The organism is Rhizobium sp. BK377 (assembly GCF_014193935.1).
GTDB lineage: Bacteria > Pseudomonadota > Alphaproteobacteria > Rhizobiales > Rhizobiaceae > Rhizobium.
The window spans coordinates 137,116-156,998 of the sequence record NZ_JACIAC010000009.1 but is presented as its reverse complement, the minus strand read 5'-3'; the positions used below and the strand labels follow the sequence as shown (position 1 = coordinate 156,998).

The 19,883-nt window shown below is 61.1% G+C and carries 17 protein-coding genes and 1 riboswitch; of the genes, 15 read left to right on the top strand and 2 right to left on the bottom strand.

Annotated features, from left to right (window positions below):
- Positions 1-143: 143 nt before the first annotated feature.
- From FHT92_RS27450 to FHT92_RS27440, 3 genes are all read left to right on the top strand, one after another.
- The gene (locus tag FHT92_RS27450; RefSeq protein ID WP_183831158.1) at positions 144-1,430 is read left to right on the top strand and encodes a sugar ABC transporter substrate-binding protein; all 1,287 of its coding nucleotides are present in this window, start codon (positions 144-146) and stop codon (positions 1,428-1,430) included.
- 267 nt (positions 1,431-1,697) lie between these two features.
- Complete coding sequence (locus tag FHT92_RS27445; protein WP_312858795.1) at positions 1,698-2,639, top strand: sugar ABC transporter permease; 942 nt, start codon at positions 1,698-1,700, stop codon at positions 2,637-2,639.
- Positions 2,636-3,454: a carbohydrate ABC transporter permease gene (locus FHT92_RS27440; protein WP_183831156.1), complete on the top strand. Its 819-nt coding sequence runs from the start codon at positions 2,636-2,638 to the stop codon at positions 3,452-3,454. Before FHT92_RS27445 ends, FHT92_RS27440 begins: the two co-directional genes overlap by 4 nt.
- Positions 3,455-3,467: 13 nt before the next feature.
- Here the strand turns inward: FHT92_RS27440 and FHT92_RS27435 are convergent, their stop codons facing one another.
- Both FHT92_RS27435 and FHT92_RS27430 read right to left on the bottom strand, forming a co-directional pair.
- Positions 3,468-4,616: an ABC transporter ATP-binding protein gene (locus FHT92_RS27435; protein ID WP_183831154.1), complete on the bottom strand. Its 1,149-nt coding sequence runs from the start codon at positions 4,614-4,616 to the stop codon at positions 3,468-3,470.
- 44 nt (positions 4,617-4,660) lie between these two features.
- Entirely contained in the window at positions 4,661-5,446 is a 786-nt protein-coding gene (locus FHT92_RS27430; protein WP_183831152.1) for an SDR family NAD(P)-dependent oxidoreductase, read from the bottom strand.
- 160 nt (positions 5,447-5,606) lie between these two features.
- Here FHT92_RS27430 and FHT92_RS27425 point away from each other — a divergent pair, with 160 nt between their 5' ends.
- The 12 genes from FHT92_RS27425 (at position 5,607) to uca (ending at position 19,883) form a co-directional block, all read left to right on the top strand.
- Complete coding sequence (locus FHT92_RS27425; RefSeq protein ID WP_183743151.1) at positions 5,607-6,458, top strand: DeoR/GlpR family DNA-binding transcription regulator; 852 nt, start codon at positions 5,607-5,609, stop codon at positions 6,456-6,458.
- A 69-nt stretch (positions 6,459-6,527) separates the two neighbouring features.
- Positions 6,528-7,328, top strand: coding sequence for a BtpA/SgcQ family protein (locus FHT92_RS27420; protein WP_183831150.1), 801 nt, complete (start codon positions 6,528-6,530; stop codon positions 7,326-7,328).
- Positions 7,329-7,343: 15 nt separating this feature from the next.
- Positions 7,344-8,840: an FGGY-family carbohydrate kinase gene (locus tag FHT92_RS27415; RefSeq protein ID WP_183831148.1), complete on the top strand. Its 1,497-nt coding sequence runs from the start codon at positions 7,344-7,346 to the stop codon at positions 8,838-8,840.
- Between the two features lie 56 nt (positions 8,841-8,896).
- Positions 8,897-10,462: a gamma-glutamyltransferase family protein gene (locus tag FHT92_RS27410; protein ID WP_183831184.1), complete on the top strand. Its 1,566-nt coding sequence runs from the start codon at positions 8,897-8,899 to the stop codon at positions 10,460-10,462.
- Between the two features lie 193 nt (positions 10,463-10,655).
- Positions 10,656-11,060: a GFA family protein gene (locus FHT92_RS27405; RefSeq protein WP_183743144.1), complete on the top strand. Its 405-nt coding sequence runs from the start codon at positions 10,656-10,658 to the stop codon at positions 11,058-11,060.
- 245 nt (positions 11,061-11,305) lie between these two features.
- Positions 11,306-11,623, top strand: a complete 318-nt coding sequence (locus FHT92_RS27400; RefSeq protein ID WP_183831146.1) for a hypothetical protein — start codon at positions 11,306-11,308, stop codon at positions 11,621-11,623.
- 281 nt (positions 11,624-11,904) lie between these two features.
- Positions 11,905-12,016: riboswitch (guanidine-I (ykkC/yxkD leader) on the top strand.
- A gap of 74 nt (positions 12,017-12,090) precedes the next feature.
- The gene (locus tag FHT92_RS27395) at positions 12,091-13,164 is read left to right on the top strand and encodes a putative urea ABC transporter substrate-binding protein (protein WP_183831144.1); all 1,074 of its coding nucleotides are present in this window, start codon (positions 12,091-12,093) and stop codon (positions 13,162-13,164) included.
- 58 nt (positions 13,165-13,222) lie between these two features.
- Positions 13,223-14,041: an ABC transporter permease gene (locus tag FHT92_RS27390; RefSeq protein WP_183831142.1), complete on the top strand. Its 819-nt coding sequence runs from the start codon at positions 13,223-13,225 to the stop codon at positions 14,039-14,041.
- Entirely contained in the window at positions 14,038-14,862 is an 825-nt protein-coding gene (locus FHT92_RS27385; protein ID WP_183831140.1) for an ABC transporter ATP-binding protein, read from the top strand. Before FHT92_RS27390 ends, FHT92_RS27385 begins: the two co-directional genes overlap by 4 nt.
- Entirely contained in the window at positions 14,859-15,680 is an 822-nt protein-coding gene (locus FHT92_RS27380) for an urea amidolyase associated protein UAAP1 (protein ID WP_183831138.1), read from the top strand. Before FHT92_RS27385 ends, FHT92_RS27380 begins: the two co-directional genes overlap by 4 nt.
- A 10-nt stretch (positions 15,681-15,690) precedes the next feature.
- Positions 15,691-16,341: an urea amidolyase associated protein UAAP2 gene (locus FHT92_RS27375; RefSeq protein ID WP_183831136.1), complete on the top strand. Its 651-nt coding sequence runs from the start codon at positions 15,691-15,693 to the stop codon at positions 16,339-16,341.
- Between the two features lie 2 nt (positions 16,342-16,343).
- The gene (gene uca / locus FHT92_RS27370; protein ID WP_183831134.1) at positions 16,344-19,883 is read left to right on the top strand and encodes an urea carboxylase; all 3,540 of its coding nucleotides are present in this window, start codon (positions 16,344-16,346) and stop codon (positions 19,881-19,883) included.

Sequence of the window (19,883 nt, the reverse complement as noted above, 5' to 3'; positions counted from 1 at the left end):
AACGCGCACAAAATATGGACATTTATGCGCGAATATGTTCTAATTTGTGATTTTTAATGTTTAGTGTTTTTTGTCAAGTGCGCTTGAGTGCGATTTTGTTTGATGTATATTGCCTCTGGTCAACCAAAAAAAGGGGAGCAAACATGACATCGCTCAGCAGTATTGCAGGGAAATTTGCGATCGCAGGCCTCGTCTCGGTCGCATTCGTGGGCTCCGCCATCGGCGCCGACAGGAAATACGAAGGTATCGCTCTGACGCTTGCCTCGCAAAACGACCAGTTCGCAGCTGTTCTGGCTGCCATCGCGCCGAAATTCACCGAGGAGACAGGCGCCACCGTCAAGGTCGACATTCTCGACTACGGCTCGCTTCTGACGAAGACGACGACCGATTTCGTCGGCGGCACCGGCGGCTACGACCTGGTGACGATGGATATCGTCTGGGCCGGCCAGTATGCCGAAAACAAATACACTGTCGACCTCACCGAATGGATGAAACGCGACGCCGCCGAATTGAAGCTCGATGACATTTATCCGACGCTTCTCAATGCGCTTGGCCATTGGGGCGACAAACAGGTTGCCTTCCCCTTTGCAGGTTATGCCAACGTGCTTGCTTATCGCAAGGATCTGTTCGATGCCGCCGGACTGAAGGCGCCGGCGACGATGGAAGAAATGATTGCGGCAGCCTACAAGCTGACCGATCCCGGCAAGAAGATTTACGGATTCGTTGCCAACGGCCAGAAAGGCCCTGCGGTCGCCCAGGACTGGATGCAGTATAATACCGAGATGGGCGGTTCGATCCTCGGCTCAGATGGCAAGCCGGCACTCAATTCCGAAGCCAATATCAAGAGCCTGACCGTCTATAAGGACCTCTTCATGAAGGCCGCTCCTCCCGGGGCCGTTAACTATGACTGGGGCGGGCGCGAGGAAAGCTTCCGCCAGGGCATCGCCGCGACCATGCAGACATGGTCGGTCGGCGCTCCCGGCTACTACGATCCTGCAATTTCCAAGATCGTCGACAAGGTAGCGATCACGACCGCCCCGCGCGGCGCCGGCCTGCCGAAGCTTTACGGGATCGGCGGCTGGGGCATGGCGATCAACGCCGGCATCAAGGACACGCAGAAGGAAGCGGCCTGGGCCTTCATCAAATGGCTGGTCAGCCCGTCGGTGCACAAGGAATTCAACATGATGGGCGCCGGCAGCTTCCTGCGCAAGAGCGAGATGACCGATCCCGATCTGCTGAAGAAGTTCCCCTTCCTGCCGGTGATCGCCGAGACATTCGAGCATGGTGACGGCGAATATCGTCCGCGCATCCCGCAATATCCGGAGATTCAGGACCTGCTCGGCACCGCCGTCAACGACGTACTCGTCGGCAACGCCGATCCAAAGAAGGCACTTGATGCCGCCCAGGAAGCGGCTGCGAAGCTCTTTTGACGACGGTTGACGCTGCACAGTTCCCTCCCCTGGGCCGCGCCTGAAGCACTCTGCCGAAAACAGAAGTGGTTTTCGGCAGAAGCTCTTCCTCTTCGATTTGGATGCAGCTTCGGATCTTGGTCAACGCGACCGAAGTCATCCGGATCCTGGGCGCGCTTCCCACTGTTTCCAGCCCATTGATCCAACGCGCCACAGGCTTCATGATCGGTTGAACTCCGGGCTCGATCCCCATGCCGCGCATCGGACCAGGAACCTGATGGATGTAACGTGACCCTATCTCTCGTTTTCGCGCTGAAGCCCTCTCCCGCCTTGAGCGTTTCTTATCTCGAGCGCAGGCGCCTGTTCTTCATCCTGATGACCCTGCCGGCCATCATTTACGTGCTTGTCATCGGTGTCTGGCCGCTGGCGCAGGGCATCTGGTTCAGTCTCTACGAATACAATCTGTTGAAACCGGCGCGGACGCATTTCGTCGGGCTCGGCAATTATGTCGATCTTCTTTCGGATACCGTGACGCGCGGTGCGTTCGTCAACACCGTCATTTTCACCGTCGGTGCCGTGAGCGTCGAATTGCTGCTCGGTTTTGCCATTGCGCTGGCGCTCTGGCGCGACGACCGCTTCAACCGGATCTGCCTGGCGCTGATCCTAATTCCAGTCACGATCACGCCGCTCGTCGTCGGGCTGATCTTCAGGGCGCTGCTGCTCGCCGACTACGGTCTCATCGGCTATTATCTCGCCGAGTTGGGGATTTCCGACCCGCGCGGGCTTTTCGCCAATCCGAACTCGGCGTTGGCGACCCTTATCTTCGTCGACATCTGGGAATGGACGCCGCTGGTGGCACTGATCCTGCTTGCGGGCCTGAAAGCGCTGCCGGGCGATATTCTCGAGGCCTCTGAAGTGGATGGAGCAACAGCGCTGCAGCGGCTGAGGATCATCGTCATCCCCTTGATGCTGCCTTCGATCTTGCTGGCGTTGACGCTGCGCACCATCGATGCCTTCCGGGTTTTCGACAGCGTCTATGTGACGACTGGCGGCGGGCCGGGCAACGCGACCAACACATTGATGCTGCATGCGGTAAAGCAGGGGCTGGAATTCTTCAATATCGGCCGCGCCTCGGCGATCGCCAACCTGACGCTGATTTGCATTGCCGTGATCGCGGCAGGCTTCATTCTGTTGATCCGCAAGGCGGACAGAAAGGCAAACGGGCGATGAGCAAACGCAGTCTCAGCCGCATCGGCGAGCGCGGCTTCATTCTGGTCATGCTAGCCTTTTTCCTGCTGCCTTTCCTGTGGCTGGCCTCGACCGCCTACAAGCCGTCGCGTGACATCTTTTCGATCCCCCCGAAACTGACCTTCATGCCGACCTTCGAGCAATTTGCGACGGTCTTCCGTCTCTTCGACGTGTGGAGCCTGCTATCATCGAGCCTCCTGATCGCCGGCGGCTCCGTCATCCTCTCATTGGTGCTCGGCGTACCGGCCGGTTATGCGCTGGCGCGCTCGACGAGCCGCTATGCCGTTGCCGTTGCCTATTTCTTCATGGCGATCCGCATGGTGCCGGCCGTCGCTGCGCTGATCCCCTTCTATCTTATGATGCGCAATATCGGGCTGCTCGGCAGCTGGATCGCCGTCGTCCTCATCAACGCGATGCTGAACTCGGCCTTCGTCTCCTGGATGATGTTTTCCTATTTCCGCAGTCTGCCGAAGGAACTGGAGGAAGCTGCGCTGACGGATGGATGCACGCTGTTCGGCTCCTTCCGGCGCGTGGCTCTGCCAGCGGTGCGCTCGGGCGTCGTTGCCTCTGCGCTCTTCTGTCTGATGTTCTCCTGGAACGACTTCCTCTACCCGATGTTCCTGACCCGGCTGGATTCCAAACCAATCTCGGTCGCGCTGCTTTCAGCGTACGGGACGAAAGACATCACCTGGGGCACGCTCGGCGCGCTGGCGCATTTCTCGACGATCCCAATCGTGCTGATCGTGCTCTTCCTCAACCGCTATTTCGTGCAGGGCTTAACGAAGGGTATTCACTAAAAAGGCGACGCGCTCAGGCGCGGATCGCCGCCTCAGTCGCGGCATCAAAGACATGGATGCGGGCGGGATCGGCGGCAAGCGACAGGCGCTCGCCGATTTCCACACGGCTGGTCCCGTCAATGATGACACGCAGGCGTGGAGCCGATAGCGGCACGTCATCCTCTTCGGCCGAGAGCGATTTGAGCCGGTCGGCGGCTTCGACCTCGACATGGACGAGAAGACTGGCGCCGAGATCCTCAACGAACGTGACGGTTCCGGCCAGACCGCCTGCGTCGACCGGCTGAAACGCTTCCGGGCGGATGCCAAGCACGACGGGGCGGCCGGCAGCAGCGGCGATGGCCGGCCGTTCCGCAAGCGCCTCGCCGGAAAACAGGATGGAAGCCCTGCCGAAGCGGGCTTCAGGCCCGTCATCCGTCGTAAAGAGATCGACGGCCAACAGATTTATCGCCGGCGAGCCCATGAAGCTTGCGACAAAGAGATTGGCCGGTTGATCATAAAGACTGCGCGGCGTGCCAAGCTGCTGCAGCACACCACTCTTCATGACGGCGACGCGGTCGCCCATGGTCATGGCCTCGACCTGGTCATGGGTGACATAGACCGTCGTGATGCCCGATATTTTCTGCATGCGGGCAATTTCGGCACGCATCTGGCCGCGTAGGCGAGCATCGAGATTGGAAAGCGGCTCATCCATCAGGAAGGCCTGGGGGCTGCGGGCGAGCGCCCGACCCATGGCGACGCGCTGGCGCTGGCCGCCGGAGAGTTGAGCAGGTTTGCGGGCGAGATAGTCCTCGAGCTCCAGAAGCTTCGCTGTCTCCTGCACCTTGCGGGCGATTTCGGCCTTGTCGAGGCCGCGCACGCGAAGGCCGAAGCCGATATTGTCGGCCACGGTCAGATGTGGGTAGAGTGCATAGGACTGGAAGACCATAGCGATATCGCGGTCGCGCGGGGCAAGGTCGTTGACGACGGCGCCGTTGATCGTCAGGCGGCCATCGGTAATCTCTTCGAGGCCGGCGATCATGCGCAACGCCGTCGACTTGCCGCAGCCGGAGGGGCCGACCAGGACCAGGAATTCGCCGTTGCGGATGGTCATGTTGAGGTTGCGGATTGCCGCATAACCATCGCCGTAGCTCTTGCCGACCTGGTCGAAGACGATTTCAGCCATGCTCTTTCCCTGATGAACGAAGGCCTGTTGGGATCCTGGAAGGCTCAGGTCGTATAGACGCCGCCGGTGACATTTATGCCCTGCCCGGTCATGAAGCGAGCCGAATTCGAGCAGAGGAAAACGACGACATCGGCCACATCCTCCGGCGTTTCCAGCCGGCCAAGCGGCGTCTGCGCGATATAATCCGCAACGACGCGTTCGGGCGTGACGCCGCGCAGGCTCGCCTCCCAGGCGATCTCGCGCTCCTGCATGCCCGTCTTGACGAAACCGGGACAGACGGCGTTGACGCGGATGCCCGAAGCCGCAAGCTCACGGGCGAGCGCCTGCGTCCAGCCGAGCACGGCAAATTTGCTGGCAGAATAATGGGCCAGCAGCGGAGCGCCGATCTTTGCGGCAAGCGAGGCCGTATTGACGATGACGCCAATGCCGGTACGCGTGAAACGGCGGGCGGCAATCTGGTTGGTCAGGAAGATGCCGCGAATGTTGACGTCGAAATTATAGTCCCACTCCTCGTCCGTCAGTTCCAGCGCATGCTGCATCGTGGAGACGCCGGCATTGGCGCAGAGGATATCGTAACCACCCACCTTCTCGACCACTTCGGAAAAAGTCGCCTCGACGGAGGCGCGCTTACGAACGTCGATCGCATGCGCGGTCGCGCCGTTGCCGATCTCGGCCGCCGTCTGTTCGGCGGCAGCCAGATTGATGTCGCAGATTGCGACCTGGATTGCCTGGCGGGATAGGGCAGTCGCGATCGCGCGCCCTATCCCCGTCGCTCCGCCGGTGACGATGGCACGCTTGCCGGAGAGTTCTGGATAGCTCGGAGACTGCATGCCGCCCTCGTGGAATGGAAACATCGTCGATCATATATCAACAAAATCGTACACGACAAGAGAAATTTGTGTTTGAATTTGTTCGAATTATTCGGTACACAGGAGGCAACAATCAGACAGGTGCAGCCGCGAACTGCGGCGGGAGGATGAGAAGCGTATCATGGACGCGGAACAGCAGATGGTCGCCGCAGCGGAGAAGCCTAAGGTTCTGGCCCATGTGCGGCATGCGCGCATCCTGGAGACGCTGGCACGCAAAGGCGCGGTCTCCGTCAGTGATATCGCCTCGCAGCTTGCCGTTTCCGAAATGACCGTGCGCCGTGACCTGATTGAACTCGAAAAAGATGGGAGGCTGGTGCGCACGCATGGCGGCGCGGTGCGCAGCGGCAAGGCCTTTGAGCCAGTTGCCGGTGAAGTTGTCGATCGCGAGGAGCCGACCTTCGAATCCCGGCTGACACGCAATGCCGCCGCCAAGCGGGCTATCGCGATGGCGGCGGCAGGCATTGCTGCCGGCGCGCGCACGCTGGCGCTTGACGTCGGCACCACGACCTATCTGTTGTCCGGTCTGCTGCTCAACCAGCCGCATATGAAGATATTCACCAACAGCGTGCGCAACGCCATGCAGCTCGGCACGGGCATCGGCGAGGTCTACTTGCCCGGTGGACGCATGCGCGGCGAAGAAATGGCGATCAGCAGCCAATCGGCCGTCGCGCAATTCGAGGAGCTTTGGTTCGACATTGCCTTCGTCGGCGTATCCGGAATCACGGCGCAGGGAATTTATGACTATTCCTTCGAGGACACCGATATGAAGCGGGTCTATCTGCGTCGCGCGACGCAGAAGGTGGTGCTTTGCGATTCCACCAAGTTCAAGCGCATGTCGCTGGTGCATATTGCGCCACTGCAGCAATTCGACGTGCTGATCACCGATGCCATGCCGCCGGCCGAACTTGCCGATGCGCTCGCTGCTGCCGGCGTCCAGGTGCGCATCGCGCCCGAGGAGCAGCCGCTGCTTTGATGTGCCCTCTCCCGCATCCGTCCCCCCGCGGATGCCCGTCCATCCGATTGCGCTTCAAGGAGTTCTCGCATGATCTTTGATTTTTTTGGCGTCAAGAAGAAAGCGGTCATCGCGATGGCGCATATCGGCGCCTTGCCCGGCTCGCCGGCCTATGACGCTGCCGGTGGGCTGAACAGGCTCGTCGACGACGTGCTTTCCGATGTCGAGAAACTGCAGGCGGGCGGTGTCGACGCCATCATGTTCGGGAACGAGAACGACAGGCCCTACGTCTTCCAGGCGCCGCCCGAGGGATTGGCGGCGATGACCTCTATCGTCGAGCGGGTGAAGCCGCATCTGGCCGTGCCATTCGGCGTGAACTATCTCTGGGATCCTTCGGCAAGCGTTGCGATCGGCGCGGTAACCGGCGCGAGCTTCGTTCGCGAGATATTCACTGGGGTGTTCGCCTCTGACATGGGTGTCTGGCAGCCCGATTGCGCCAAGGCAGCGCGGCTGCGGCACAGTCTCGGCCGCGCAAATATGAAGATGCTCTTCAACATCAACGCCGAATTTGCCCACTCGTTGGACCAGCGCCCGATTGAGCTCAGGGCAAAAAGCGCCGTATTCTCGTCGCTCGCCGATGCCATCCTGGTTTCAGGACCGCTGACAGGGCAGGCCGTCGATCAATCGGACCTGAGGCGCGTCTGCGAGACGGTCCGGGACGTTCCGGTCTTCGCTAATACGGGCGTCAACAAAGACAATGTGCGCGACATATTGAGCGTTGCCAGCGGCGTCGTCATCGGCACCCATTTCAAGGTGGACGGCAATACATGGAACCCCGTCGACGGCGACCGGGTGAGGCGTTTCATGGAGATCGTCGAAAAGCTGCGCTAAACGACCGGAACCTTTATGTCCATTACGCTTGGCCTCGATATCGGCACCACCTCCACCATCGGCATCTTGATCGAACTGCCAAACCGCGTGCTGGGGCTTGCCTCGCGGCCTTCGACGCTTCATTCGCCGCAGCACGGCTGGGCCGAGGAAGACCCGGCGGAATGGTGGGCGAATATCTGCGAAATTACCAGGGAATTGATCGCGACGAGCGGGATCGAGGCACGGCAAATAGCGGCCGTCGGTGTGACCGGCATGTTGCCGGCCGTTGTGCTCCTTGATGACGCCGGCAGGGTGCTGAGGCCCAGCATCCAGCAGAGCGACGGGCGCTGCGCCGAGGAGGTCGAGGAGCTCAGGGCCGAATGGAATGAGGTGGATTTTCTCCGCAGAGCTGGAAACGGCATCAACCAGCAGCTGGTGACGGCTAAGCTGCGCTGGATCGCCCGGCATGAGTCCGAGGTCTTCGCGCGCATTGCAACCGTTATGGGTTCCTATGATTTCGTCAATTGGAGGCTGACTGGCGAGAAGGCAATCGAGCAGAACTGGGCATTGGAAGCAGGTTTCATCGATATCAGTACCGGCAGGCTCGACGACGAATTGATCGCCTTTGCCAGAATTCGACGGGATGCCATTCCTCGGAAGATCTTATCGCACGAAGTGCTTGGCCATGTCAGCCGCGAGGCCGCCAGGGCGACGGGACTTTCACCTGGAACGCCTGTTATCGGCGGGGCAGCCGACATGATCGCCTCGGCCTTCGGCGCGGGGATCAATAAGGCGGGCGACGTGCTGCTGAAATTCGGCGGCGCGGTGGATATCCTGACAGCGACGGATGTCGCCCGGCCCGATCCGCGCATGTTCCTCGATTATCATCTGGTGCCGGGACTCTATATGCCGAACGGCTGCATGTCGACCGGCGGCGCGGGACTTAACTGGTTCGTCCGCACCTTCGCCGGACGCGAGGAGATCGCGGCAAAGGCGGAGGGAATATCGGTACACCGCTATCTCGACCGGCTGGCCGCGGAATGCGCGGCCGGCGCGGACGGGCTGACGATCCTGCCCTACTTCCTCGGCGAGAAGACGCCGATCCACGATGCCAGCGCGCGCGGCTTGATTGACGGGCTGACGCTCTCGCACCATATCGGCCATCTCTGGCGGGCGCTGCTGGAGGCCTATGCATATGCGCTACGCCATCATATCGACGTCTTGAACGATATCGGTCATCCGACGACGCGTTTCACCGTCTCGGACGGGGGATCGCAGAGCCCTATCTGGATGCAGATTGTGTCCGACGTGCTGCAGCAGCCACTGCAGGGTCTCACCGGCCATCCCGGCTCCTGTCTCGGCGTCGCCTGGGCAGCAGCGATCGGCGCGGGGCTCACCGAGGATTGGTCCGGCGTGACCGCGTTTGTCGGCCAGGGCAAATGGATCACCCCCAATCCCGACAATGCTGCCGTTTATGATCGGGGCTACCGGACCTATCGCGCGCTTTACAGACCTGGATCCAACGGGATTTGAACATGGCGATACCGGCAGGCCGGGACTTCGGAAAACAGGCGGCCGGACGCAGCGGCATGGTGACGTCTCCGCATGCGCTGGCGAGCGAGGCAGGTGCGGCGATCCTGCAGGCTGGCGGCAACGCGCTGGAGGCAGCGATCGCCATCGGCAGCACGATTGCCGTTGTCTATCCGCATTTCTGCGGGCTTGGCGGCGATTCCGTCTGGATCGTTGCTGATCGCAGCGGACGGAGGACATGTTTTCTCGGCATCGGCCAGGCGGCGCGGGAACTGCCGAATTTCGACGGCAGCATTCCACTGCGGGGACCGCTTTCTGCGCTGACTTCGGCCTGCGCCGTCGACGCCTGGCGCCACGCGTACGACTATTCCACGCGGCACTGGCGCGGAAAGATCGGTTTCCCCGTCTTGCTTGCCGATGCGATCCGCCACGCCGAAGAGGGATTTCCGGTCACGCGCTCGCAAAGCTTCTGGCTCACATTCCGACAGGCGGAAGTGGCCGGCTGGTCGGGTTTTTCAACGCTCTTCATGCCGGATGGCGCAGCACCTGAAACCGGCAGTCTGTTTCGGCAGAGGAATTTGGCGCACTCGCTTTCGCTGATCGCTCGCGACGGGCCGCGCTCCTTCTACGAGGGCGAACTCGGCGCGAGGATCGCGGCAGGGCTTCAGGCGGCGGGCTCCCCCTTAACCGCCGCCGATCTCATGGCGACCGGAACGCGCGAAGTAGCGCCACTCAGCCTCCCCTACCGCGGCTTCGAGCTGCTTGCTCCGCCGCCGCCGACACAGGGTCTGTCGACGCTGGCGATCATGGGCATTCTCGCCCATTTCGATCTCGCCGCCCAAAAAGCCGGCAGCGCCGACCATCTGCACCTCTGTATCGAAGCCGTCAAACGCGCCTTTCTCGACCGTGGCGGCATTGCCGATCCCGATGCCGCACCGCAGCCGGTGGGGGACTGGCTGAGCACGCAACATCTCGCGCAGGCGGCAGCTTCGATCGATCCCCTAAGAGCCCTCGAATGGCCAGCCCCCTTTCGTAGCGGCGATACCGTGTTCTTCGCCGCAACCGATGCAGCGGGGGGCAGCGTCAGCGTTTTGCAGAGCACCTATTTCGATTGGGGCAGCGGCGTGGTCGTCGGCGATACCGGAATTCTCTGGCAGAACCGCGGTGCCGCTTTCTCGCCCGATCCCAAACATGTAAATGGTATCGCTCCAGGCAAACGGCCATTCTACACCTTGAATCCCGGCCTCGGCCTGCGAAACGGCAGACCCGCTCTGCTCTACGGCACGCAGGGTGCCGATGGCCAGCCACAGACGCTGGCGATGCTGCTGACGCGGCTGATCGACTTCGAGGAGGAACCGGCAGCCGCACTGGCCGGTCCGCGCTTTCTGCTCGGCAAAACCTTTTCCGACAGCCGCGACAGCCTGAAGCTGGAAAGCGATGCCGGTGAAGCGGTGCTTGCCGAACTGCTGACACGAGGCCACGCGCTATCACCGATCGAGGCGCAGAGCCCGCTTGCAGGACAGGCAGGCGTGATTGCCATCGACGCGGAAGGCTTGGCACTTGGCGCCCATGATCCACGTGGCGACGGACTGGCGATTGGGATCTCTTCCGACGGCAGGAGTTAAGTGGCCACGCGTCCGCGAGACGCCTTCAAAGCGCCGAGGCGGGCAAAACCAAAATTTGACTGCGTATGTTCGTAACCGCCGGACGATCTGCAAGCTGGAGACCTGGCTTGTCACGGGTCGCGAGCCGCACGTTGACGCCGGGCAGCGAGCCGCTACCTTCAGCCATGTTCGTGCGGTGAGAGGAGCAGCCTTCATGAATATCGACGGGCAATGTCATTGCGGCTTCGTTACCTATGAGGCCGACATCGATCCCGACGCGATCTCCATCTGCCATTGCACGGATTGCCAGCGGCTAACCGGCTCACCCTATCGCGTCACCGCAAGTGTGCCGCGCGAGGCCGTGCGCCTGACCGGCAATCCACCGAAGCTCTATACCAAGACCGCCGATAACGGCCGCAAACGCCTGCAATACTTTTGCCCGGAATGTGGCTCGCCGCTCTTCACCACGGGCGTCGACGAGGACGCCCGCAGCTGGGGCATCCGCTGGGGCAGCATCAACCAGCGTGTCACGCTGAAGCCGAAGAGCCAGATCTGGTGCAGTTCCGCACTCGACTGGTTCGGCGAAACGGCAGCACTTCCCGGCGTGCCGGGAGATTGAAAACGGCGGTTCTTTCAGATCTTAAGAAGCGGATCAGCGGCATCGAACTCATCGCCGACTGCTGGCACGGCTTTGCGGCACAGGCACGAACCTGAACCCAGGGAGGCATCTCCCATCGATCATGAGCGTGATCGTTCACCATTCCCTGAAAAGTCAAAGCTGGTCGGCGCGCCATCGGATGATCTGGCAGGCAATTTCAGATAATAGCAGCGGCATCGATAGCTGAATTGTCTGGGAGTACCGTCGTGAAATCTCGATTGCCGCTCAAACTTTTACTGTCAGCATTTGCCCTGCTCGTTAGTTCGGCGCTTGTTTCCGCCGCCGGCTGGCAAACCGATACGCAAGGCACGTCTAATTGGCATGTGTCGCCGCCGATCGGGCAATGCAACGTCAGCCGGGCGAAGAACAGAGCGATACGCGCCGGTATTTACCGAAGCGAGATCGTCTATCGCGACGAGAACGTGCTGATCTTCAGGGGACTGACACTTGACGGAGATCGCAAGGAGATCACTTTCGGAAACGAGGAAAGCTGCCCGGAACTGGAGTCGAGAGACATTCCGTAGATCGTCAGACCGCAGTTGGGCGCGCACTACGCTTCCAGCGGGCAATCTGAATTTCTAGCAGTGCAGGCACCAAGAACCATTTTCTTGGCGCGAATATACGGCCCTCTGGTTCAGTCGCGGAGGCGCGCCAATTTTATGCACTCCGCTTACGCATAGCCATGTTTTGCCTGTAAATTAAGCATCAGTATGCACTTTTATCTGCTAAATGGAGCGGTGCATCTGCCGATCTTTGAAAATCAAGGACATTTATAAACTGGCACAGTGCTTGCTTCGATAAAAGTAGAGTTGGTGGCTAGGGTTCCGGCGTTTTCAAAAAGCGCGGCTGGTCCGAGAGCTACTACCGGCGGGGGAGAAATCCTGTCGGGTGCACGGCGGGACAAAAGCCCGGGAGACCTCGTAAGCCAAGGGATTGGCGGCACGATGGTCATTGCCGATCCCTTTTGAAGAAAAGCAAAAGGGGAATTTCAATGCAGACTTTTTCGAAGATCCTTTCCATCACCGCGCTTTCCGCTTCGCTGGCAATGGGCTTCAGCTCCTTCGCCAAGGCCGAACAGAAGACCGAATTCAAGGTCGCTTGGTCCATCTATGTCGGTTGGATGCCCTGGGGCTATGCGGCTGACCACGGCATCGTCAAGAAATGGGCCGACAAATACGGCATCAAGATCGATGTCACCCAGTTCAACGACTACGTGGAATCGATGAACCAGTACACGGCAGGCGCCTTCGACGCAGTAACGCTGACCAACATGGATGGCTTGTCGATTCCGGCTGCCGGCGGCGTCGACACGACGGCTGTGATCGTGGGTGACTTCTCGAACGGCAATGACGCCGTCATGCTGAAGGACAAGGCGAGCCTTGCCGATATCAAGGGCCAGAACGTCAATCTCGTCGAATTCTCCGTCTCGCACTATCTGCTGGCCCGCGCGCTCGAAAGCATCAAACTGGCCGAGCGTGACGTGAAGGTAGTCAACACGTCGGACGCCGATATGGTTGCGGCCTACAAGACATCAGATGTCACCGCCGTCGTCACCTGGAACCCGCTGGTCTCCACCATCCTCGAAGATCCCACGGCAAAGAAAGTTTTCGACAGTTCGCAGGTGCCGGGCGAAATCATCGACCTGATGGTCGCCAATAGCGGCGTACTCAAGGACAATCCGAACTTCGGCAAGGCGCTGGCCGGCATCTGGTACGAGACAGCCGCTCTTCTGCGTGCCGATACTGCCGAGGGTAAGGCAGCCCGCGAAGCAATGGGGTCGGCCTCCGGTACCGATCTCGCCGGTTTCGAAGCCCAGCTTGCCGCCACAAAGCTCTTCGACAAGCCGGCCGATGCCGTTGCCTTCACCGCGTCGCCGAACCTGCTGAAGACCATGGATCTGGTCCGTAACTTCCTCTTCGAGAAGGGCCTGCTCGGCAATGGTGCACCGTCTGCCGATGTCATCGGTATCGAAATGCCTGACGGCAAGGTGCTGGGCGATACCGGCAATGTGAAGCTGCGTTTCACCGAGACCTACATGAAGGCAGCCGCAGACGGTTCGCTCTGATCGCAACGGAGGCGCAGCCTACCCGCGCCTCCCCTTCTTCACCAGCGGAGCATTTCCCATGCGTTGGATCAACACGAGGCCGAGCCGGGGCGCACAGTTCGCCTTGATGATGCTGCCCTTCGTGCTGCTCGCCCTTGCCTATGCCTTCGGCTCGGCTGCGCGACTGGCTGAGAACGCCAATGACAAGCTTCTGCCGAGCCTTGCGGGATTTGCCGATGCGATTAACCGTTTGGCCTTCGTCGCCGATCAGCGTACAGGCGAATTCCTGCTCTGGTCGGATACGGGTGCGAGCCTGATCCGCCTGCTCTCAGGACTCGGCATCTCCACGGCAATCGCACTCATCGTCGGCATGCTGATCGGCATGCTGCCCTATCTCAGGGCGCTGCTCGCTCCTTTCGTCGCCGTGATCTCCATGGTGCCGCCGCTGGCGCTGCTGCCGATCCTTTTCATCGTCATGGGGCTTGGCGAAACCTCGAAGATCGCCCTCATCGTCATCGGCGTGGCGCCGACGATGATCCGTGATCTGGCACTGAAGGCGCTGGAACTGCCGCGTGAGCAGATCGTCAAGGCCGAAACGCTCGGCGGCTCCTCCTGGCAGATCGGCCTGCGGGTCGTGCTGCCGCAGATCCTGCCGCGTCTGATCACCTGCCTCAGACTGCAGCTCGGCCCGGCCTGGCTGTTCCTGATAGCCGCCGAGGCAATCTCCTCGGATTCCGGCCTCGGCTACCGCATCTTCCTTGTCCGCCGCTATCTTTCGATGGATATCATCTTCCCCTACGTCGTCTGGATTACCCTGCTTGCCGTGGTCATGAACGCCCTGCTCGACCGCCTGCGCATCGCCCTCTTCCCCTGGTCGGAACTGGAGAAGCAGGCATGAGCGAGTTGAAGATCGAAAAGGTCTGGAAGGAATATGGCGACCAGATCGTACTCGAGGACGTGTCGCTGACCGTCGCCTCCCGCGCCTTCGTCGCCCTCGTCGGCCCGTCCGGCTGCGGCAAGACCACCTTTCTGCGCATGCTGCTCGGCCAGGAGCAGCCGACGAAAGGCAAGATCCTGCTCGGCGGCGAGCCGCTGCCGCCGGAACCGGGACCGGATCGCGGTGTCGTCTTTCAGCGCTATTCCGTCTTTCCGCACCTGACGGTGCTCGGCAATGTGCTGCTCGGCAAGGAATTGTCTGCGGCGCGCTACAAGGCCAAGCTCTTCGGCGCAGCTCGCCGCAACGCCATCGAGGAAGCACGCCAGCTCATCGCCGAGGTCGGGCTTGCCGGTTCGGAGAGCAAATATCCAGCACAGCTTTCCGGCGGCATGCAGCAGCGCCTGGCACTCGCCCAAGCACTCATCATGAAGCCGAAGGTGCTGCTGCTCGACGAACCTTTCGGTGCACTCGACCCCGGCATCCGCGCCGAAATCCACACGTTGATGAAGCGGCTCTGGCATGAAACGCAGATGACCGTCGTCATGGTCACGCATGACATGCGCGAGGCCTTCACGCTCGCAAGCCGCGTCGTCGCCTTCGAGCGTCGCCGTGACCGGCCCGAAGAAAAGGAGCGCTACGGCGCCACCATCACCAAGGATATTTCCATCTGGCCGCCGCGCCTTGCCGGCCAGTCATCGATTTTCAGCCCCGACCGGGACGGCCCGGTCGCTTCCCTGGGGCATGGCCGGGACGACCTGGCACCATCAGGAGAGATGCTATGATGCATGTGAGACGCTCGCCCGAAGAGATCGCCGCCAATCGCGCGCGCTACGAAGAGCATCAGAAGAAGGGTCTGGAATTCGCGCCCAAGGCCTTGCCCGGCCCAAGCGCGCTGCCGGCGCCGGCGATCGAAGCCGCCGCGGTCATCCATCAGGAAACCATTCCCGGCGGCTGGTACTGGTCCACCAAACTTCAGCGCGGCGAGGCGATCCGGGTCGATCAGGCCGAGGGCAATTCAACGGTGGCGCTCGTCGCCTGGAATGCCACCGATACGAGCGAGCGGATCAACCTTGTCGATACGGCCAAGGTTCAGTGGACGACGGCGCTCGGCAAGGGACGTGTGATTTTTTCCGACATGGGCCGCGTTATGTTCTCGATGATTGAGGATAGTTCCGGCGCACACGACTGCCTGACGGGAGGCTCGACGGCAGCCTCGAACGCGGCGAAATATCCCGACGAAAAGACCCGCAACACCCGGGGCAACCTTATCCTCGTTGCCGTCAAGCTCGGCCTCGACCGTCGCGATATTCCTGCTATCCTCAACCTCTTTGCGCCGGTGCGCCTTGCCGAGGCCGGCGGTTTCGCCTGGCAGGGGAAACGTTCCAATAGTGGCGATTATGTGGAACTGCGCGCCGAGATGGACATGCTGGTCGGCTTCTCCAATTGCCCGCATCCGCTCGATCCTGATCCCGCCTACCAGCCCAAGCCCGTTGTCATCACCCGCTACAAGGCGGCGGCTCCGACCAAGGATGATCTTTGCCGCACGGCAACCGCCGAAGCTGTGCGCGGTTTCGAAAACAACGCCCTGATGCAGGCCTGAGGAGAGACCGATGTCCGATTTCATCCAGACCTCCCCTGCTCGCAGCCTGCAGAATGCCGCCCAGGATCATCTCATTGCAGCAGAAGCCCCGTGGTCCGGCATCGTGCGCAAGGGCCAGACGATCCGCATCGAGGACAGCTATGGCCAGCAGGCGATCGACACGCTGTTTTACCGTGCCGATGACTTCTCCGAGCGCTATTCCAATCAGGATACAATGCGCATGCAGGGCGCCGCCTATATCGGCATCGGCACGAAGATTATGTCGAACGAGGGCAATGTCATGCTGACCATGACGGCCGACAGCTGCGGCCGCCATGATACGTCCGCCGGCGCCTGCTCCTGCGAGAGCAATACTGTGCGCTTCGGTCATGGCACCAAATATCTCCACGCCTGCCGCGACAATTTCGTGCTCGAAGTCAGCAAGCACGGCATGAGCAAGCGCGATATCGTGCCGAACATCAACTTCTTCATGAACGTGCCGATCAAGCCGAATGGCGAGATGACCATCGTGGACGGCATTTCCGCACCGGGCGACTATGTCGAACTTGTCGCTGAGATGGACGTCCTCTGCGTCATCTCCAACTGCCCGCAGATCAACAACCCTTGTAATGGCTTCGACCCGACGCCGATCCGGGTGCTGATCTGGGATGGCGAGGCCTGATCATGTTCAAGAAAGTCCTGATTGCCAACCGGGGCGAAATCGCCATTCGGGTCATCAAGACACTGCGACGAATGGGGATTGCGTCCGTCGCCGTCTATTCCGACGCCGACCGTTTCTCCAAACCCGCCCTGATGGCCGATGAAGCCGTCCGTCTTGGGCCGGCGCCGGCGAGCGAAAGCTATCTCAATGCCGAGGCCGTCATCGCCGCCTGCAAGGCGACTGGAGCCGAGGCGGTTCATCCCGGCTACGGCTTCCTGTCGGAAAATATCGGTTTTGCCGAACGGCTTGCCGCCGAAGGCATCGCCTTCATCGGCCCTCGGCCCGAACACCTCTCGGCCTTCGGCCTGAAACATACGGCGCGCGAATTGGCCAAAGCGAGTGGCGTGCCATTGCTCCCCGGCACCACCTTACTTTCAAGCGCCGATGAAGCGCTCGCTGCCGCCGAAACGATCGGCTATCCTGTCATGCTTAAAAGCACAGCCGGCGGTGGCGGCATCGGCATGCAGCTCTGCGCCGACGCCGAAAGCCTGAAGGCATCGTTCGAAAGCGTGCAGCGGACCGCGCGGGCAAGCTTTGGCGATGCGCGCGTCTATATCGAGCGTTTCGTAGCTGAAGCCCGCCATGTCGAAGTGCAGATCTTCGGCAATGGCAAAGGCAAGGTGATCGCGCTCGGCGAGCGCGATTGCTCTCTGCAGCGGCGGAACCAGAAGGTCGTCGAGGAAACCCCTGCCCCCGGTCTTTCGGCTGCAACCCGCGCCCGCCTGCACAAGGCGGCCTCGGATCTAGGCTCGGCCGTTTCCTACGAATCCGCCGGTACCGTCGAATTCATCTATGATCCCGGACGTGAGGAATTCTATTTCCTTGAGGTGAACACCCGCCTGCAGGTCGAACATCCTGTTACGGAAGCCGTGTTCGGCATCGACCTGGTCGAATGGATGATCCGCCAGGCCGCCGGCGAGGACGTGCTTTCGGGCACAGGGGCGCTGCGGCCGGAGGGGGCGGCGATCGAAGTGCGCGTCTATGCCGAGATGCCGCATGCAGACTTCCGCCCGAGCGCCGGTCTACTGACGGAGGTTGTCTTTCCCGAAGATGTACGCGTCGACGGCTGGATCGAGACCGGTACAGAGGTGACGCCTTTCTATGATCCAATGCTCGCCAAGCTGATCGTGTCGGCCGAGGATCGTCCGGCGGCAATCGAGAAGCTAAAGGCAGCACTCTCGGGAACGTCGATATCAGGCATCGAGACCAATCTGGATTATCTTCGCGCCATCGCCGGCTCAGACCTTCTCGCCAGCGGCAAGATGGTGACGACGGCGTTGCGGGACTTTTCCTTCGTGCCCGATGTGATCGAGGTGATCGCACCCGGCGCGCAATCGACCATTCAGGAACTGCCAGGCCGGCTTGGCCTCTGGCATGTCGGCGTACCACCGAGCGGTCCGATGGACGAACGCTCCTTTCGCCACGCCAATCGTCTCGTCGGCAATGATGATACAGTCACGGCGCTGGAGCTGACGGTGTCCGGCCCGGTGCTGAAATTCTATACGGACACGGTGGTCGCACTTGCCGGCGCCAGAATGGCGATGAGTGTCGATGGCGTAAAACTGCGCCATGATGCGCCGGCCACCATTCGTGCAGGCCAGACCCTTTCGATCGGCAGCATCGATGGTCCGGGGCAGCGGGCCTACCTCGCCGTAGCAGGCGGTTTGGCCGCCCCTGTCGTGCTCGGCTCACGCGCCACCTTCGGGCTTGGCCAGTTCGGCGGCAACGCTACCGGTGCGCTGAGGACAGGCCATGTGTTGCATCTTGCCCGTCAGGCCGCAGCCCAGCCGCCGAAGCCGGCGACAGAGCCGGCGCATCTGACGCGCGATTGGGACGTCGGTGTCGTCTATGGTCCGCATGGCGCACCTGATTTCTTCCAAGACGGCGATATCGAGACGCTGTTTTCCACGAATTACGAGATACATTTCAACAGTGCCCGCACGGGAGTGCGCCTGATCGGTCCCGCACCGAAATGGGCGCGCAGCGATGGTGGCGAGGCCGGCCTTCATCCGTCTAACCTGCATGACAATGCCTATGCGATCGGTGCGATCGATTTTACGGGCGACATGCCGATCATCCTCGGGCCAGACGGACCGAGCCTCGGCGGCTTCGTCTGCCCGGCAGTGATCGCTCGCGACGAGCAATGGAAAATGGGTCAGTTCAAGCCGGGTGATCGCATCCGATTCCATCCGGTCGCACGTCCTGAAGACCCGATTGCCGGTCCAGCGGTGCATCGGGCAAAGGAGGAAGCGGGCTCGCCTGTTATCGGCAAGAGCAATGACGGACCAGTCTCGGTCGTCTACCGCCGCCAGGGTGATGACAATCTGCTGGTGGAATATGGGCCGATGACGCTCGATATCGCCTTGCGGCTCAGGGTGCATCTCTTGATGCAGGCCGTCTCGCAGGCGCGCCTGCCCGGAATCATCGATCTCACACCCGGCATCCGCTCGCTGCAGATACACTATGACGGTAAGGCATTGACCCGTAGACGCCTGCTTGGCCTACTGGCCGAGATCGAGGCGAGCCTGCCGGCGGTCCAGGACGTCAAAGTACCGAGCCGCATCGTGCATCTGCCGCTTTCCTGGAACGATCCGGATGCGGAACTTGCCATGCGCAAGTATCAGGAACTCGTGCGGCCGAATGCGCCCTGGTGCCCGTCCAATATCGAATTCATTCGCCGTATCAACGGGCTGGCGGATGAGCAGGCCGTGCGCGACGTCGTCTTCGATGCGAGCTATCTCGTGCTCGGCCTCGGTGACGTCTATCTCGGCGCTCCGGTCGCGACCCCGATCGATCCGCGCCATAGGCTGGTGACGACGAAATATAACCCGGCTCGCACATGGACGCCGGAAAACGCCGTCGGCATCGGTGGCGCCTATATGTGCATCTACGGCATGGAAGGTCCCGGCGGTTATCAGCTTTTCGGCCGCACCATCCAGGTGTGGAACACCTGGCGGCAGACACCGGTCTTTGCCAGGGGCAAGCCCTGGCTGCTGAACTTCTTCGATCAGATCCGCTTCTTTCCCGTCAGCCACCAGGAGCTCACGGAGGCGCGCAGTGCCTTCCCGCATGGCGGCTATCCGGTGAGGATCGAGGAAACGGAATTCTCCTATGCCGCTTATGAGAGGGAGTTGCAGGTCAGTGCCGCCTCGATCGGAACCTTCAAGGCAAGCCAACAGGCGGCCTTCGACGCCGAGCGCCAGCGCTGGAAGGAGGCAGGACTCGATAGCTTCGTCACCGACGAAGGCACCGGTGAAAGCCCTGACGGAGATATTCCTGAAGGCTGCTTCGGCGTTGCCAGCGCCGTGCCCGGCAATATCTGGAAACTGCTGGTCGAGCCGGGCGCACCGGTTGCGGCCGGCGACACACTTGCCATCATCGAATCCATGAAAATGGAAATCAACGTCACTGCACATGCGCCGGGCCGCGTTCGTGACCTGCGTGCCGGCCCCGGACGAAATGTCAAAGCGGGCGATATCATTGTTGTTCTGGAGGAATGCTGA